Consider the following 15621-nt stretch of genomic DNA (forward strand, 5'->3'; position numbering starts at 1 on the left):
ACCGAAGGGTCCTGGGAGAGTAGGACGCCGCCAAGCACAGATAACCACTGCCGATCTTTCGGCGGTGGTTTTTTGTTGTAGAAGAGGAAATAATAAGGGTGCCCTTTCCGTTGCGGTGTCCTCCATAAGCAGACAAATGTGTGTGAATTCGCTTCCGCCACGCAGGATAAGGTGATCCTGGAGAGGTCCGTGTTAATTTCTTGACAGGGTAGGGGGCCTTTGCTAAGATGGCAATAATAAATTTTGGGGACCGGCATTTTCAATTCGGGATGGAGCCGCAGTCTGACCGGACTGCGGCAGCCGAAAGGACTGTCCATCCGAGAAGGACTGAACTTGAAGATTCTTCATTTTGGCAGAGTTTGCAGGCCCGACAGTTGAACCATTTGAAGGAGGAATGACCCAGGTGTGGGAGGACAAGTTTGGCAAGGAAGGTCTGACGTTTGACGATGTGCTGCTGGTGCCGCGCAAATCGGTGGTGCTGCCGAAAGAGGTCGATGTTTCGACCCAGCTCAGCAAGAATGTGAAGCTCAATATTCCGCTGATCAGTGCGGGCATGGACACCGTTACCGAAGCGGCAATGGCGATTGCCATGGCACGTGAAGGCGGCATCGGCATTATTCATAAGAATATGTCGATCGAACAGCAGGCGGAGGAAGTAGACCGGGTAAAACGGTCCGAGAGCGGCGTCATTACCAATCCTTTTTACCTGAATCCCTCACACAAAGTTACAGACGCCGATCGTCTGATGGGCAAATACCGGATTTCGGGTGTTCCAATTGTGGACGAAGAGAACAAGCTGGTCGGGATTATTACCAACCGGGATATGCGCTTCATTCATGACTTCAATGTTCCGATCAGCGATGTCATGACACGCGACAATCTGGTTACCGCTCCGGTGGGAACGACGCTTCAAGAAGCGGAAGTCGTGCTGCAGAAGCATAAAATTGAGAAGCTGCCGCTGGTGGACGAGAACAATATCCTCAAGGGGCTCATTACCATTAAGGATATCGAGAAGGCCATTCAGTTCCCGAACGGAGCGAAGGACGCACAGGGCCGCCTGCTGGTTGGCGCAGCCATCGGGATTTCCAAGGATACGTTCGATCGCGCCGAAGCGCTGGTCAAGGCAGGCGTCGATCTGATTACGGTCGATTCGGCGCATGGCCATCATATCAATATTCTGGATGCCGTCCGGAAGCTGCGTGAGCTGTATCCGGAGCTGACCATCATTGCGGGCAATGTCGCCACGGGCGAAGCCACGCGCGATCTGATCGAAGCCGGCGCTTCTGTGGTGAAGGTCGGTATCGGTCCGGGCTCGATCTGTACAACCCGCGTTATTGCCGGGATCGGTGTACCGCAGGTAACGGCCATCTACGATTGTGCGGCTGTGGCCCGCGAGTACGGGATTCCCATCATCGCCGACGGCGGGATTAAATATTCGGGCGAGATTACCAAAGCGATTGCAGCGGGCGCCCATGCCGTTATGCTGGGCAGCCTGTTCGCAGGTACGGAAGAGAGTCCTGGCGAATCGGAGATCTATCAGGGACGTAAATTCAAGGTATACCGCGGCATGGGCAGCATGAGCGCCATGAAGCAGGGCAGCAAGGACCGGTATTTCCAGGACGACGACAAGAAGCTGGTTCCGGAAGGAATCGAGGGTCGGGTTGCTTTTAAGGGGCCGCTCTCCGATACGGTTCACCAGTTGATCGGCGGTCTTCGCTCCGGCATGGGCTATTGCGGTACCAAGTCGCTCGAAGAACTCCGCAATGACACATCGTTCATCCGGATTACGGGTGCCGGTCTGCGCGAGAGTCACCCGCATGATGTGCAGATTACGAAGGAAGCGCCCAATTATTCCCTCTAATAAATAGGTACGAAGTCGGTGGCATCGGAAAATCGGCGAGGCAGCAAGCAGGCGGACAGGACGAATTGATCCTGTCCGTCTTTTTTTGAACATACCCCTGTGATAGAATAGAACAAGCAATGGATCAGTACCATAAAGGAGCGTAAAGGCATTGAAACTCAAGAAGCACGACAAGACGAAGAGAAGGAATCTCGTTAAAAAGACGGCAACCACGGGTTTGCTTATCAATATGCTATTATTCTCGGCCGTTCCGGTAATGGCTTCCGCCAGCTCTCCGGCCCCCAGCGCCCAGCCCGCAGCTGTGGCTGCACCCGCTGCGAAGCAGACGGTCAAACTGCCGACGGTAGAGTCGCTCAATCTTAATCTGCAATCGGCCATTCTGATGGAGCCGACGACGGGGCAGGTGCTGCTCTCCCTCAATGCCGACAAGCCGCTTCCTCCGGCAAGCATGACGAAGATGATGACCGAGTATCTGGTGGCGGATGCCGTGAAGAACGGGCAATTCGGTTGGGATACGCAGGTGACGGTAGGGGAGAATGCGTCGAAGCAGATCGGTTCGCGGATTTTTTTGGCGCAGGGCGATATCCACACGGTGAAGGAATTGTACATAGCGATGGCCGTCGGTTCGGCCAACGATGCGACGGTGGCACTGGCGGAGTTCATGTCGGGCAGCGAGCAGGAGTTCGTCAGCTTAATGAACCAGACCGCGCAGAAGATGGGAATGAAGACCGCGTATTTCATTAACTCGACCGGGCTCAGCCGGGCCGATATGCCCGAGAAATTCCGGCCTCAGACCGATAAGGAGACGGTGATGTCCGCCAAGGATGCAGCGATCCTCGCTCAGCATATCGTAACCGAGCATCCAGACTTCAGCGAATTTACAACTATTCAGTCCTATAAATTCCGGGAACGCGATACGGCTCCGATGATTAACTACAACTGGATGCTGGAATCGAACAAGAATATTCCGAACTTCAAAGCCTACGCCTATGAGGGTCTGGACGGTCTGAAGACCGGACACACCTCCAGTGCCGGCAACTGCTTCACCGGTACCGCCGTTCGGGACGGCATGCGACTGATCAGCGTCGTCATGGGCGCCGATTCGGAAGCGCACCGCTTCACAGAGACGAAGAAGGTATTGGACTTCGGGTTCAATAACTTTGAGGTGCAGCAGGTGGCCGCTCCGAAGGCTGTCATTGCTGGACATGAGACGGTTGCCGTCGATAAGGGCAAGAAGAGCAAGGTGGGCGTTGTAACAGACGCAGGAGCCACATTCATGGTACTCAAGGGTACGAATGCGCCTGCCATTGCGACTACAGTGAAGCTGGACGAGAACTCCAAGCTGGTAGCGCCGATCGCCCAGGGGACCAAAGTCGGCAAGGTGACGTATGTCTATACGATAAACGGCATGCAACCCCAGCAGACGACAGTAAATCTGATTACTTCGGAAGAGGCAGAGAAGGCGGGGTGGTTCAAATTGTTGATGCGCGCCATCGGGGATTTGTTCCGCGACTTGTTCAAAGGCATCAAAAACCTGTTCTAGAATTCCGAGTAAATTCGTTGTATATTTGACCGTTCTGCGGTAAAATAAAAAGTTAGATTTAGATCGATTAATCGGGAGGCTGGAACGATGGAAACGGGAACTTCGAGAGTTAAAAGAGGAATGGCTGAAATGCAAAAAGGCGGCGTCATTATGGATGTCATGAACGCCGAGCAAGCTAAGATTGCCGAGGCTGCCGGCGCAGTTGCCGTCATGGCCCTGGAACGCGTGCCTTCCGATATTCGCGCCGCCGGCGGTGTTGCCCGGATGGCCGATCCGACTATTGTCGAAGAAGTCATCAAAGTGGTCAGCATTCCGGTTATGGCCAAGGCTCGTATCGGCCATTATGTAGAAGCGAAGGTGCTGGAGTCGCTGGGCGTCGATTACCTGGACGAGAGCGAAGTACTGACACCGGCCGATGAAGTGTTCCATATCGACAAGAACGACTTCACGGTACCTTTTGTCTGCGGAGCCAAGGACCTGGGCGAAGCGCTGCGCCGCATTAGCGAAGGCGCATCGATGATTCGTACGAAGGGCGAACCCGGAACCGGCAATATCGTGGAAGCCGTTCGACATATGCGTCTCATCAACAGCCAGATCCGCAAGGTGCAGAGTCTCTCGAAGGACGAGCTGTACGCCGAAGCCAAGAACTTGGGCGTCTCCTACGAACTGCTGCTGGAGGTGCACACCCTTGGCAAGCTGCCGGTAGTGAACTTCGCGGCAGGCGGTGTGGCCACACCGGCGGATGCAGCGCTGATGATGCATCTGGGAGCGGACGGCGTGTTCGTCGGCTCGGGGATTTTCAAATCGGACAACCCGGAGAAGTTCGCCCGCGCCATCGTCGAAGCCACCACGCATTATACCGATTACCGCCTGATTGCCGAAGTCTCCAAGAATCTCGGAACGGCAATGAAAGGGATCGATATCGCGACCCTGACCCCGGCCGAACGGATGTCGACACGCGGCTGGTAAGAAGAGAGAAGGTAGCGGCATGAAGATAGGAGTTCTGGCGCTTCAAGGCGCTGTGGAGGAACATAGAGTCAGCCTGGGACGCGCGGGTGCGGAGAGCATGCCCATCAAGCGCGTGGAAGAGCTGCAGACTGTAGACGGTCTCATTATTCCGGGCGGGGAGAGCACGACCATCGGCAAGCTGATGCGCAAGTACGGCTTCATTGAAGCGATTCGCGATTTCGCTGCCCAGGGAAGACCGGTCTTTGGCACCTGCGCCGGTCTGATCGTGATGGCGAAGCGGATCGACGGCGGTGAGCCGGCGCATCTGGAGCTGATGGACATGACGGTATCGCGGAATGCGTTCGGCCGTCAACGGGAAAGCTTTGAATGCGACCTTGAGGTCAAGGGAATTGACGAACCGGTTCGCGCCGTCTTTATTCGCGCCCCGCTGATCAGCGAAGTCGGCCCGGAGGTGGAAGTGCTCTCCACCTACCGGGATGAGATTGTGACCGCCCGGCAGGGGCATCTGCTGGCGGCCTCCTATCACCCGGAGCTGACGGAGGATTACCGGCTGCATCAGTATTTTGCCGATATGGTAGAGAGCAGCCGCCCGGCAGGGTCGATCATCTGACCTGTTGGGACACATCTGCGGTAATTGCATAATAGAAACAACCTCGACTCTTTCATACGGCCTTTACAGACCGCTTGAAAGAGTCTGGGCTGTTTTCAGGGAGGAATTTGTAGTGTTGGATGTTAAAGTATTGCGCGGCGATTTCGCGCGGGTGGAGCAGGCGCTCCAGAACCGGGGGAAATCGCTCGATATGATTGCCGGATTTCCGGAGCTGGACCGGCGCCGCCGGGACCTGCTGCAGGAGACGGAGAGCCTCAAGAGCCGGCGGAACACCGTCTCGGGCGAGGTAGCCAAGCGCAAGAAGAACGGCGAACCCGCCGAAGACCTGATTCTGGAGATGCGTACCGTATCGGACCGGATCAAAGAACTGGACGACGAAGTGCGCGAACTGGAAGTCAAAACGCTGGAACTGACCTCGAGTATCCCGAACATTCCGCATGAGTCGGTTCCGGTCGGCAAGTCGGAAGAGGAGAATGTGGAAGTCCGCCGCTGGTCGCAGCCGCGGGAGTTCGGCTTCACGCCGAAATCGCACTGGGAGGTTGCCCAGGGCCTCGATATTCTCGATTTTGAAGCAGCGGCCAAAGTGACGGGTTCCCGGTTCACGTTCTACAAAGGTCTGGGAGCCCGGCTGGAGCGTGCGCTCATCAACTTCATGATGGACCTGCACAGCGGAGAGCACGGCTACGAGGAAATGCTGCCGCCTTACATCGTCAACAAGGACAGCCTGTTCGGCACGGGGCAGCTTCCGAAGTTCGAGGAGGACCTCTTCAAGCTGCGCGATACCGAATATTATCTGATCCCGACAGCGGAAGTGCCGGTAACGAACTACTACCGCGAAGAAATTCTGGACGCATCCGAATTGCCGAAGTATCATGTGGCCTACAGCTCCTGCTTCCGTTCGGAAGCAGGCTCGGCGGGACGCGACACCCGCGGGCTGATCCGCCAGCATCAGTTCAACAAGATAGAGCTGGTGAAGGTCACAACGCCCGAGAAGTCTTATGAAGAGTTGGAGAAAATGACGGCGGACGCCGAACGCGTTCTGCAGCTTCTGGAACTGCCGTACCGCGTGCTGTCGCTCTGTACCGGCGATATGGGCTTCACTGCCGCCAAGACGTACGATCTGGAGGTATGGCTGCCGGAGAGCGGCATGTATCGCGAGATTTCGTCCTGCTCCAATACGGAGGACTTCCAAGCGCGGCGGGCCAATATCCGGTTCCGCAAAGAGCCGAAGGCCAAGCCGGAGTTCGTGCATACCCTGAACGGCTCCGCGCTTGCGGTAGGCCGGACGGTTGCCGCCATTCTGGAGAACTACCAGCAGGAAGACGGCAGCGTCGTGATTCCGGAGCGCCTGCGTCCGTACATGGGCAATGTGGACGTTATCCGCCCGAAGACAGCCAAGTAAAGTGGTTGCGCTGCAGAGGGAGCGTATGGTACAATTTCTAGTGCATGTCTGAACAAAAGAGATGCACCAAGGAGAGGTACCGAAGCGGTCATAACGGGGCGGTCTTGAAAACCGTTAGGGGGCAACTCCACATGGGTTCGAATCCCATCCTCTCCGCCATTCAATTCTACATCCATGCCGTTCCCCCGAGGGAACGGCTTTTTTGGCGTTCGCTGCCCTCTCGCCAAGGCTACAGCGCATAAAACCTCCTTCTTCTTCGCACTGTATAGAGGAAGGAGGCTGATAAGAATGGAACAACCCTTGAATACGGATCAAACGACGCTGGTGGCCGCTTGGCAGGAACGCCTGCCGGATGTCATCGACGGCAACGACAGCTTCACGGTGCAGGCTGACGCCGCCAGCCCGAACAGTCTGCTGCTTCATTTCAATGCAGCGGGTCGTCAGGAGTACTCGCTTGATTTCCGCTGCACGTATGTGGACAACCGCGAAGTACAGGTTCAGTTGGTAGATGTGGAGAAAGCCGGCCGGCATGAGGATGAACATACCGCTGCGGTGCAGCAGCTGGCCAGTCATTATACCCGTCAGATTCATGAATGCGCCCAGTCGCTTCAGGATCTGACGAATCCGTAAGCAGACGAGGAGGGCAGCAGCCATGAGCAAACCGAAGAGCATGCCCGCACCGGGTTCCCATCCGGGCAGCGGCCAGAAGGAGCGCCAGGCGGGCCACAGCGGCGGACAGGAACCCTTGTCCGGCTCGAAGAAGGTCAAGCAGGCGAACCATGTCGATCACCATAATCGGCAGGGTTAGAGAAAAAAAGGACGCTTTTTCAAATTAAAGGGTTTCCCCGGTTTCCCAGATGGTTTATCATATATTGGGGGAATATGATTTCTCAACTGGGAGAGGAGAACTGAGATGTTCAAGAAATGGGGACTATCCGCAGCCGCTCTGCTGCTGACGACGGCTGTCGTCCTGCCGGGTTGCGGAAAAAAAGAAGAGCCTAAGGAAGCGCTCCAGCAATCGGCTTCCAAAGTGGCTGCCATGGAATCGTATGGATTGACAAGCAAGCTGGTAATCAACAACCTTACGATCGACACGCCGAATGAAGATGCGGATATGACGCAGGTGCTCAGCATGCTGAAGAATGCAGAACTGAGCGTAACCGGGGTGTACCAGGCGAAGCCGATGCAGACCGAAATGACGATGGTATTGAATCTTAAGGGCGATATGGCGATGAGCTTCACTGTGCCTATGGTCATGACCACGGAGAAGATGTTCGTTAAGATCCCGAGCATTCCATTCCTGCCGCTTCCGGAGACGGTAGTAGGCAAGTTCCTGGAACTGGATCTGAAGGAACTGGCCGAGCAGGAAGGCGCCGAGTTTAATCCGGCTACGATGGACACGAAGAAGACCCAGGAGCTGTCCAACGAAGTCATGACCACCCTGCTGGATCAGTATGACCAGAAGAAATACTTCAAGGACATCTCCGTCAAAGACGCCAACCTTCCGGAAGGCGTAGACGCCAGACAGGTCGTGCAGTTCCAGGTAACCAACGACAACGTCAAGGAAGCGATCACCATTCTGGTGAATGATGCGCTGCCGAAGATCATCGACATTCTGTCGAAGGAAGAATACCGGAACATGCTGCAGATCGATCAGAAAGACCTGGATCAGGCCAAGAGCGAAATCCAGAGCGGCGAAACGCGAAGCGAGCTGGACAAAGGTCTGGCCGACCTGCACAAATACCTGACGGTCAACAAATTCGTCGTGAATACGGCGATCGACAAGAAGGACTATCCGGTCTATCAGGATGTCGATATGGATATCAACATGAATAACCCGGATGACAACACGAAGATTGGCCTCTCCATGAAGGCGAGCAACCATTACAGCAAGATCAACGAGAAGCCGGTGTTCCAGTACGGCATTCCTTCCGGCGATGAGGTCATTACCCAGGACCAGCTGATGGAAGAGTTCGGAACGTCGAGCTACTAATGGCATCGGATTGAGGCAAAAGCAAATCCCCGGACCAGGTCGGTCCGGGGATTTTTTTAGGAAGAGCCGTCCGCTTCAGCCTTCAGGTCTTCCGCGAGCAGCCCGTAGATCCGGTGGTCCTGCCACCGGCCATCAATCTGCAGCAGACGCCGGGCGAGTCCCTCCGGCTGGAAGCCCACCTTCTCCAGCACCCGGCGGGAGGCGTCATTGCCGGGCAGAATGACGGCCTGAAGCCGGTGCAGGTCCAGCGAGCGGAAGGCAAAGGCGGCGGTCAGTCTTACCGCGGCCGTCATGCGGCCTTGTCCCTGCCAGGCCGGGTCCATGCCGTAGCCGATGTCGGCATACTGCGCGGCACCGCGGACGACATTGGACAGCGTAAGCTGTCCAATGAGCTGTCCGGCGGCCGTGAAGATGCCAAGCAGGTAGGCCCGGTCCCGGGCGGCCTCCCGGGTGCGCTGAAGCAGCAGCTGCCGCTGCCCCTCCAGCGTATAGAAGGATTCATCCCGCAGCGGTTCATAGCGCGAGTTGGCCTCCCGGCTGCGGAGCCGAAGATCAAGCAGCAGCCCGGCATGGCGGGGCGTCAGCGGAGCCAGGCAGAGATCGCGCGGGGTATCGTGAAGCCGGAGCCCGCTCCAATCGCCGATCACGGCGTGTCTCCTTCAGCCGGCAGGAGCGGGCGGGACCGCCGCTTACGGAGCTGACGGAAGAAGCCGGTGAGCAGTTCGGCGCATTCCTGCTGAAGCACGCCTGAGAGAACGACAGTACGGTGATTGAACCGGGGATCATCCAGCAGATTCATCAGCGTTCCGGCGCAGCCCGCTTTGGGGTCCGGAGTCCCATAGACAGTCAGCGGCACCCGGGACTGAATCATAGCGCCTGCGCACATCGGGCAGGGTTCCAGCGTCACATAGAGCGTGCAGTCCAGCAGACGCCAGGAGTTCAGGGCGGCGCTGGCCTCCCGGATCGCCACCATTTCGGCATGCGCAGTCGAATCCAGCGTCGTTTCGCGTAAATTATGGCCTCTTCCGATAATTTCGCCGTTGTGCACGACTACAGCCCCAATGGGCACCTCGCCGAGCGCCTCAGCCTTTCGGGCTTCGGTAATGGCTTCCCGCATCCAGTATTCATGTTCGTTCATCGCTTATCCTTTCGGTATCCGCCATTGTCCCGCGAACGGATATTCCGTTCTTAACAGAATGTGCACAACTCTGTGGATAACGCCTTGGTTATACACATTATTATTCACAAAAGCGCAAGGGAAAACGGGGATATGTTTATAACTTGTGGATGATTCCTTTACAATTGTAGAGAAAAGAGAAGGGTATTGCAACGGCGGGGCCGCCGCCGGAAATGCTTTTCAAATAAGTGGGCAACAGGTATGATAAGGAGGAATCCGAGAGGATTTACCAGCTCACATAAAGGGTGAAGAACCACCTTGTCTATCAAAACCAAGCTTTCCGCCATTATCTTCGGCTCGGTGCTGTTGTTCCTTGCCCTTCAGATAACGTATAACTCGATTTCTACAAGAGAGAAGCTGCGCGAAGACAGCGAGCGCAATATGAGATCCGCCGCCATGCAGGTGGCGGTATCCGTCGAACAGAGCAGTCACAACTCGAAATATGTCGAGGAGCAGATCGCCCATTACCTGCACCTCGCAGCCGTAGTGGCATCCGAGGAGCTGGACCCCGATATCGCGAACGTGACGCCTGCGCAATTGAAGGCGCTCGCCGCCCGGCTGGAGGTCTCCAACATCTCGCTGCTGGTCCGCACGCCCGATGACATCATCATTGCCAAATCCTCCGACCCCAACGAGGTCAATCTTTCGACCCGGGGCTGGGGATTTTGGCATTCCGCTTTTGAGGAACTGTTCGATCTGAAGCCGGTGAGCCAGGCCAAGGGCGAGGCCATGGACCATTTCTGGTCCGGGCCCTTTGAATATTCCTCCTCCAGCCCGGAGTATATTGAGAAGTGGGGATATTATTACGATGGACGCGCCAACTATATGATCGACCCTTACCTGCGCAGCACCTCCATCAGCAATTATGTCCAGATCTCAAGTCCGGAAGAGGTCGTTCGCCTTACCCGTCAGGTCAACCCGAATATGCTGGAGATTACCGGCATCAATCCGGACACCTTCGGCGGAGCCACGATGGCGGCCAACGGTAGCGATTCGGCGAATACCAAGCTTCGCAACCGGCCGATTAAATTCGGAACGTACCGATACAGCGATGTGAAGGACGACAAGACGGCGATTGCCCGGGCGATGGTCCGGAAGCAGCCGGTAACCACGGAGACGGTCATTAACGGACGCCGGGTGCTCAAAAGCTTCATTCCCGTTACCCAGACGGATACGGGAACCTATCTGATACGGGTCGTTGCCGATTATTCCGGCATCAGTTCGGCTCTGGGCAGCCAGCTGCGCCGCAGTCTGTTCGCTTCCATGGTCCTGCTGCTGCTGAGCGTGGTCGTCAGCCACCTGCTGTCCAATCTGATTACCCGTCCGTTCCAGGCTATTCTGGCCAAGGTCAATGCCGTCTCGAGGGGCGAGTTCGAACCGCCCCTCGTGGTCGGCAGCCGCGACGAGCTCGGCCAGCTGGCGCTGCGAATCAATGCCATGACCCATAATTTATCGCAGCATACGACTCAGCTCGGTCGAACCCTGGAGGAGAACCGGGCGGTTAAGGAGCATCTGGAGTCTGTCATCAACGGAACGACCGATGCCATTCATACCGTCGACCTGACCGGGAGAATACTCAGCGTCAACCGGGCGTTCGAAGAGATTTACGGCTGGCCGTCGGAGGAGGCTGTCGGGAGAAAGGACGAGCTGGTGCCGGAATCGTGCCGGGAAGCGGAAGCGGCCCGGTTGGCCGCTATTGAGCGGGGGGAGCAGCTGGCTCCCAAGGAGACGGTGCGGCAAAGGAAGGACGGCACTTTGGTCGAAGTCAGCGTCAGCACTTCGATTATCCGGGACGATCTCGGCCGTCCGTTGTCCTTTGTCCATGTGTCCCGCGACATGAGCGAGCGCAACCGGATGGAGGAGCTGCTCCGGAATTCGGAGAAGCTGACGACGGTCGGCCAATTGGCGGCGGGCGTTGCCCATGAAATCCGCAACCCGCTGACCACCCTGCGCGGATTCTTGCAGCTTCAGCGCGAGCGGCGCAGCATCGATCTTCAGCATGTCGATCTTATGCTCTCCGAGCTGGAGCGGATCAACCTGATTGTCGGCGAGTTCCTGATTCTGGCGAAGCCGCAGGCGGTCCTGTACCAGCATAAGAGCCTTCGGCGGATTCTCGGCGATGTCTTGTCGCTGCTGGACAGCCAGGCCAACCTGCACGGAATTGTGTTCCGCACGCTTTGGGAAGAGCAAGATGCCCAAGTATACGGCGAGGAGAACCAGCTGAAGCAGGTCTTTATCAATGTTCTCAAGAATGCGATTGAAGCGATGGAAGACGGAGGTACGATTACGCTGGAGCAGTACAGCCAGTCCGGCAGCGTAGTCATTATCATTACCGATGAAGGGGAGGGCATTCCCGAAGAGCTGCTGCCCAAGCTGGGCGAGCCCTTCTTTACCCGCAAGGAGACAGGGACCGGACTCGGCGTCATGGTCAGTCAGCGTATTATTCAAGCCCATAAAGGGACCATGGACATCACCAGCAAGGCCGGGGAAGGAACCCGGGTTACCATCATCCTTCCGGCAGCCCCGGAACGCAGGAATGACACAGGAGGAGCACAGCCCCATGAGAATCAATAAGTTTATCAGCGAGACCGGATATTGCTCCCGGCGGGAAGCGGACAAGCTCGTCGAAGAAGGCCGGGTAACCGTCAACGGCGTGAAGGCCGTTCTGGGAAGCCAGGCGGAGGCCGGCGATGAAGTGCGTATCGACGGCCGCCCGCTGGCGGCGGAGAACCGGATTGTGTATATTGCCCTCAATAAGCCGGTGGGCATTACCTCGACGACCGAGAGCCAGATCAAAGGCAACATCGTCGACTTTGTCGGACACCGGGAACGCATCTTCCCGATCGGCCGGCTGGACAAGGATTCGGAAGGTCTGATCCTGCTGACCAATGACGGCGATATCGTGAATCGCATTCTGCGGGCGGAAGGACGTCATGAGAAGGAATATGTGGTAACGGTAGACCGGCCGATCACACCCTCCTTCGTACAGGGCATGTCGAGCGGCGTCCGGATTCTCGGTGAGCGGACGCTTCCTTGCCAGGTCACCCGCATCAATGAGCGCGTCTTTCGCATCATTCTGACGGAAGGGAAGAACCGGCAGATCCGCCGGATGTGCAGCGCCTTCGGTTATGAAGTCCGCCGTCTTCAGCGCATCCGGATTATGAATATCCGGCTCGGCAATCTCCCCGTGGGACAATGGCGGGATTTGACGGCCGACGAGAAGGCCGTTCTCGGAGAAATGCTGGATTATCGGCTGCTGGATTAGACGGAACAGCACTGGACCAGGCCAGGCCAGGCAAGAAGACGCCGCCCTCTCGCATAGAATGCGAAAGGGCGGCGTCTTCTTCTTACCGGCGCTATTCCACCGTACTGACGGCAGCGGTGCCGGGGTCTGCGGTGCTCTTGCTTGCAGATCCCGCCGAGGACGGCGACGAGGGCGAGACCCCGTTGAAGGTAGTCTGAGAGCTTGCCGCAGCCTGGTATTTCCGGATAATGGACACTTCCACGCGCCGGTTCTTGGCCCGGCCGGCGGAAGTGGCGTTGTTCCCGATCGGGTGGTATTCCCCGTAGCCGATGGGGCTGAATTTCGTGGGGTCGAGATGGTTGTTCAGCAGCAGAATCTTCATAAATTCCAATGCCCGGGCAGCGCTGAGGTCCCAGTTGGACGGGAACTTGCTGTTCGAGATCGGAATATTATCCGTATGGCCTTCCACAACGACGTTATAATCCGGGAAATGCTCCAGCATCGTCGAGATGGACTTGGCCAGCTGGCGGGCACTGTCCTTGACGGTGGCTTCGCCGGAAGGAAAGAGCGCGTTGTCCGTGATGGTAATCGTCAGCTGGGACTGGTTAAGCTTCGTCTCGAGCATATCCGTTAATCCGTTGTTCTTGATATAGCTGTCGAACTGCTTCTTCAGCTTCTCCATGTCCTCCTGCTCTTTCTGGCGCAGCTTGGAAATCTCGGATTCGCTGGTGCTCTGATCGACCACACTGGTCAGCTTCTTGGCCTGGCCCTGATCCAGATTGCTCTCGGTCGGCGCCATGGAGGAGTAATCCAGGATGCCCGAACCGCCGTTCAGCGCAGAGTTGAAGGCTTGAGCCATCTCCTCGAATTTCTTCGCATCGGTAGCGCTCATGGCGTAGAGAACGAGGAAGAGCGCGACCAGCAGAGTCATCAGATCGGAATAGGGAAGAAGCCAGGATTCATCCGCGTGCTCTTCATGTTCCTCATGACGCGTCTTTTTGCTCACTGGCGCCACCTTCCTTCGCGTTCAGTTTGGCACGCTCCGACGGGCTGAGGTATACGGACAGCTTCTGGTTGATCGCAATGGTGGACACACCCGACTGAATGGACAGAAGGCCTTCCAGCATCATCATCCGCAGCTCGATCTCCTGCTTGGAGAGCCGCTTCAGCTTGTTCGCCATCGGGTGCCAGAGGACATAACCGGTGAAGATCCCGAGCAGGGTTGCGATAAAGGCGGCGCCGATGGCATGCGCCAGCTTCTCCATGGCGCTCATGTCCGCCAGCGCGGCGATCAGACCGATAACGGCTCCCAGCACCCCGAGCGTCGGCGCGTACATCCCCGCCTGGGAGAACATCAGAGCGCCGACCTTATGCCGGTCTTCCGTAGCGTGAATATCTTCCAGCAGTACGTCACGGACGAACTCTTGGTCGTTGCCGTCGATGATCATCCGCATGCCGTTTCTTAGAAAATCATCCTGAATCTCTTCAACCTTCGATTCCAGCGCGAGAAGCCCTTCGCGTCTCGTAATGGAAGCCCATTCCATGAACATCGTAATAATGTCTTCTTTCTTGGCCAGCTTCTGGCCCAGAAAGAGAATTTTGAAGAGCTTCGGCATCTTCTTCATTTCCGACATCGGGAAGGCCATGAACAGCGAAGCCAGAGTACCGACAATGATGATCGTGAACGCAGCCGGATTCTTGAGCGCGATAATCGGCGCTCCTTTCAGATACATCCCGAAGACAACTGCGACCAATCCGAGAATTATTCCAACAAAAGATGATATTTGCATGCATGCACCTCGTCCATGAGAATGAATAATTGCGGCGCTTGTCCTCCGCGCCTTCCTTCTTGAATAACCGATCCTTGCGCCAACTGTCGATCCGCTGTCGCGGTACATTCTTATTTATCGACAATCTATTCTTTTTTGTGAAGGCAATTTTTCGGCTATAATGAGGAGGCAGGGCCGGATTCATAAGCGAACATAAATGGAGTGATAGACGTGGGAGTCAAGCATGGCAGAGATTACGGGGATATTCTGGTTGATTTTACCCGGGCTGTCGGACGAATTCCGGACAGTTATCTGTTCTTTGAAATGGAGCCGGAGGAGTGGCGCGAGTTGCCGGAGGAGTCGAAGCAGGAAGTATGGGAGGCGCTTGCGGAGGATCTCTTCTTCGCCCTGGGCGATGAGCCGGTGATTCATGTCGGCAGCGGCGTCGTGATCTACGACAAGGAAGCGCACCGGATCAATATTCTGGCCGGAGACGAGGATTTAGAGTCGGTCTCCTTGATTTAGCGGATCGGCAGTGCCCTTAGGGCGGTTTGCCGCGGCGGGGCCGGCCGTGTTAGAATAGGAGTGTCTCAAGAGACGCGAACTTCACACCCGATACATGGAGCATCCCCTGGACCTGAGGCTAAGGGATGCTTGTTGTCATGCCGGGCAGCCGGCCGCTATGGCGGGGAGAACGCGAGCAAGGGAGGAACCCACATTGCTGTACACCGATGGAGAGCTGGATGAGCAGCTCAGACAGTTGGAAGGCTGGAAACGGGAAGAACATGTATTGATCCGCAAATATACGTTCGAGGAATTTATGAAGGGCATCGCCTTTGTGGATGAAGTCGCCGCGATCTCCGAAGCGTTCGGACGTCATCCCCATATCACGATTGACTACCGGAACGTTACGCTGCATCTGGCAACGGACCGGGAGAACGGGATTACCGCCCAGGATATTCGGCAGGCGCACGAATTTAACGAAGCCTTCGACAAGACGCGCTGACCGCGCGATGAATGAGAAGAACAAGCCCCGTCCGGGCATCCGGGCGG

Annotated in this window: 16 protein-coding genes and 1 tRNA gene; 13 read left to right on the forward strand and 4 right to left on the reverse strand. The window is 56.5% G+C overall.

Going from position 1 to position 15621, the window contains the following annotated elements:
* Positions 1–403 precede the first annotated feature (403 nt).
* From guaB to RBI05_RS18110, 9 genes are all read left to right on the forward strand, one after another.
* Positions 404–1861 (forward strand): IMP dehydrogenase, encoded by a 1458-nt coding sequence (guaB, locus tag RBI05_RS18070; protein WP_150459786.1) that lies wholly within the window; start codon positions 404–406, stop codon positions 1859–1861.
* Positions 1862–2012: 151 nt separating this feature from the next.
* Entirely contained in the window at positions 2013–3404 is a 1392-nt protein-coding gene (locus RBI05_RS18075) for a D-alanyl-D-alanine carboxypeptidase family protein (RefSeq protein ID WP_310552062.1), read from the forward strand.
* A gap of 87 nt (positions 3405–3491) precedes the next feature.
* A complete protein-coding gene (pdxS, locus tag RBI05_RS18080) occupies positions 3492–4373 on the forward strand; it encodes a pyridoxal 5'-phosphate synthase lyase subunit PdxS (RefSeq protein ID WP_310552063.1) in 882 nt (293 codons plus the stop codon).
* A gap of 19 nt (positions 4374–4392) precedes the next feature.
* Positions 4393–4983 carry a pyridoxal 5'-phosphate synthase glutaminase subunit PdxT gene (gene pdxT, locus RBI05_RS18085; RefSeq protein WP_310552064.1) on the forward strand — a complete coding sequence of 197 codons (591 nt, stop codon included), beginning with the start codon at positions 4393–4395 and terminating at the stop codon, positions 4981–4983.
* 112 nt (positions 4984–5095) lie between these two features.
* Positions 5096–6385 (forward strand): serine--tRNA ligase, encoded by a 1290-nt coding sequence (serS, locus tag RBI05_RS18090; protein WP_310552065.1) that lies wholly within the window; start codon positions 5096–5098, stop codon positions 6383–6385.
* A gap of 70 nt (positions 6386–6455) precedes the next feature.
* Positions 6456–6544: transfer RNA gene (locus RBI05_RS18095), tRNA-Ser, on the forward strand.
* 129 nt (positions 6545–6673) lie between these two features.
* Positions 6674–7015, forward strand: coding sequence for a hypothetical protein (locus tag RBI05_RS18100; RefSeq protein WP_150458255.1), 342 nt, complete (start codon positions 6674–6676; stop codon positions 7013–7015).
* Positions 7016–7037: 22 nt separating this feature from the next.
* Positions 7038–7193 (forward strand): small acid-soluble spore protein P, encoded by a 156-nt coding sequence (locus RBI05_RS18105; RefSeq protein WP_310552066.1) that lies wholly within the window; start codon positions 7038–7040, stop codon positions 7191–7193.
* Positions 7194–7298: 105 nt separating this feature from the next.
* Entirely contained in the window at positions 7299–8378 is a 1080-nt protein-coding gene (locus tag RBI05_RS18110; RefSeq protein ID WP_150458253.1) for a hypothetical protein, read from the forward strand.
* A gap of 56 nt (positions 8379–8434) precedes the next feature.
* On the opposite strand, the gene RBI05_RS18115 is transcribed toward RBI05_RS18110, so the two are convergent.
* Positions 8435–9025 (reverse strand): GNAT family N-acetyltransferase, encoded by a 591-nt coding sequence (locus RBI05_RS18115; RefSeq protein ID WP_310552067.1) that lies wholly within the window; start codon positions 9023–9025, stop codon positions 8435–8437.
* Positions 9022–9516: a tRNA adenosine(34) deaminase TadA gene (tadA, locus tag RBI05_RS18120; protein ID WP_310552068.1), complete on the reverse strand. Its 495-nt coding sequence runs from the start codon at positions 9514–9516 to the stop codon at positions 9022–9024. The genes RBI05_RS18115 and tadA overlap by 4 nt, the downstream gene beginning before the upstream one ends.
* A gap of 297 nt (positions 9517–9813) precedes the next feature.
* Here tadA and RBI05_RS18125 point away from each other — a divergent pair, with 297 nt between their 5' ends.
* Both RBI05_RS18125 and rluF read left to right on the forward strand, forming a co-directional pair.
* Complete coding sequence (locus RBI05_RS18125) at positions 9814–12129, forward strand: ATP-binding protein (RefSeq protein ID WP_310552069.1); 2316 nt, start codon at positions 9814–9816, stop codon at positions 12127–12129.
* Positions 12116–12820 carry a 23S rRNA pseudouridine(2604) synthase RluF gene (gene rluF / locus RBI05_RS18130; protein WP_150458249.1) on the forward strand — a complete coding sequence of 235 codons (705 nt, stop codon included), beginning with the start codon at positions 12116–12118 and terminating at the stop codon, positions 12818–12820. Before RBI05_RS18125 ends, rluF begins: the two co-directional genes overlap by 14 nt.
* 91 nt (positions 12821–12911) lie before the next feature.
* Here rluF and motB read toward each other — a convergent pair whose 3' ends face one another.
* Both motB and motA read right to left on the reverse strand, forming a co-directional pair.
* Positions 12912–13805 carry a flagellar motor protein MotB gene (gene motB / locus RBI05_RS18135; protein ID WP_150458248.1) on the reverse strand — a complete coding sequence of 298 codons (894 nt, stop codon included), beginning with the start codon at positions 13803–13805 and terminating at the stop codon, positions 12912–12914.
* The gene (gene motA / locus RBI05_RS18140; RefSeq protein ID WP_150458247.1) at positions 13783–14589 is read right to left on the reverse strand and encodes a flagellar motor stator protein MotA; all 807 of its coding nucleotides are present in this window, start codon (positions 14587–14589) and stop codon (positions 13783–13785) included. Before motA ends, motB begins: the two co-directional genes overlap by 23 nt.
* A 210-nt stretch (positions 14590–14799) precedes the next feature.
* Between motA and RBI05_RS18145 the strand changes: the two genes are divergently transcribed.
* Positions 14800–15093 (forward strand): hypothetical protein, encoded by a 294-nt coding sequence (locus RBI05_RS18145; RefSeq protein ID WP_150458246.1) that lies wholly within the window; start codon positions 14800–14802, stop codon positions 15091–15093.
* 193 nt (positions 15094–15286) lie between these two features.
* The gene (locus RBI05_RS18150; protein ID WP_310552070.1) at positions 15287–15574 is read left to right on the forward strand and encodes a 4a-hydroxytetrahydrobiopterin dehydratase; all 288 of its coding nucleotides are present in this window, start codon (positions 15287–15289) and stop codon (positions 15572–15574) included.
* The last annotated feature ends 47 nt before the right edge of the window (positions 15575–15621 follow it).

This window comes from Paenibacillus glufosinatiresistens, from assembly GCF_031470375.1.
GTDB lineage: Bacteria > Bacillota > Bacilli > Paenibacillales > Paenibacillaceae > Paenibacillus_AQ > Paenibacillus_AQ glufosinatiresistens.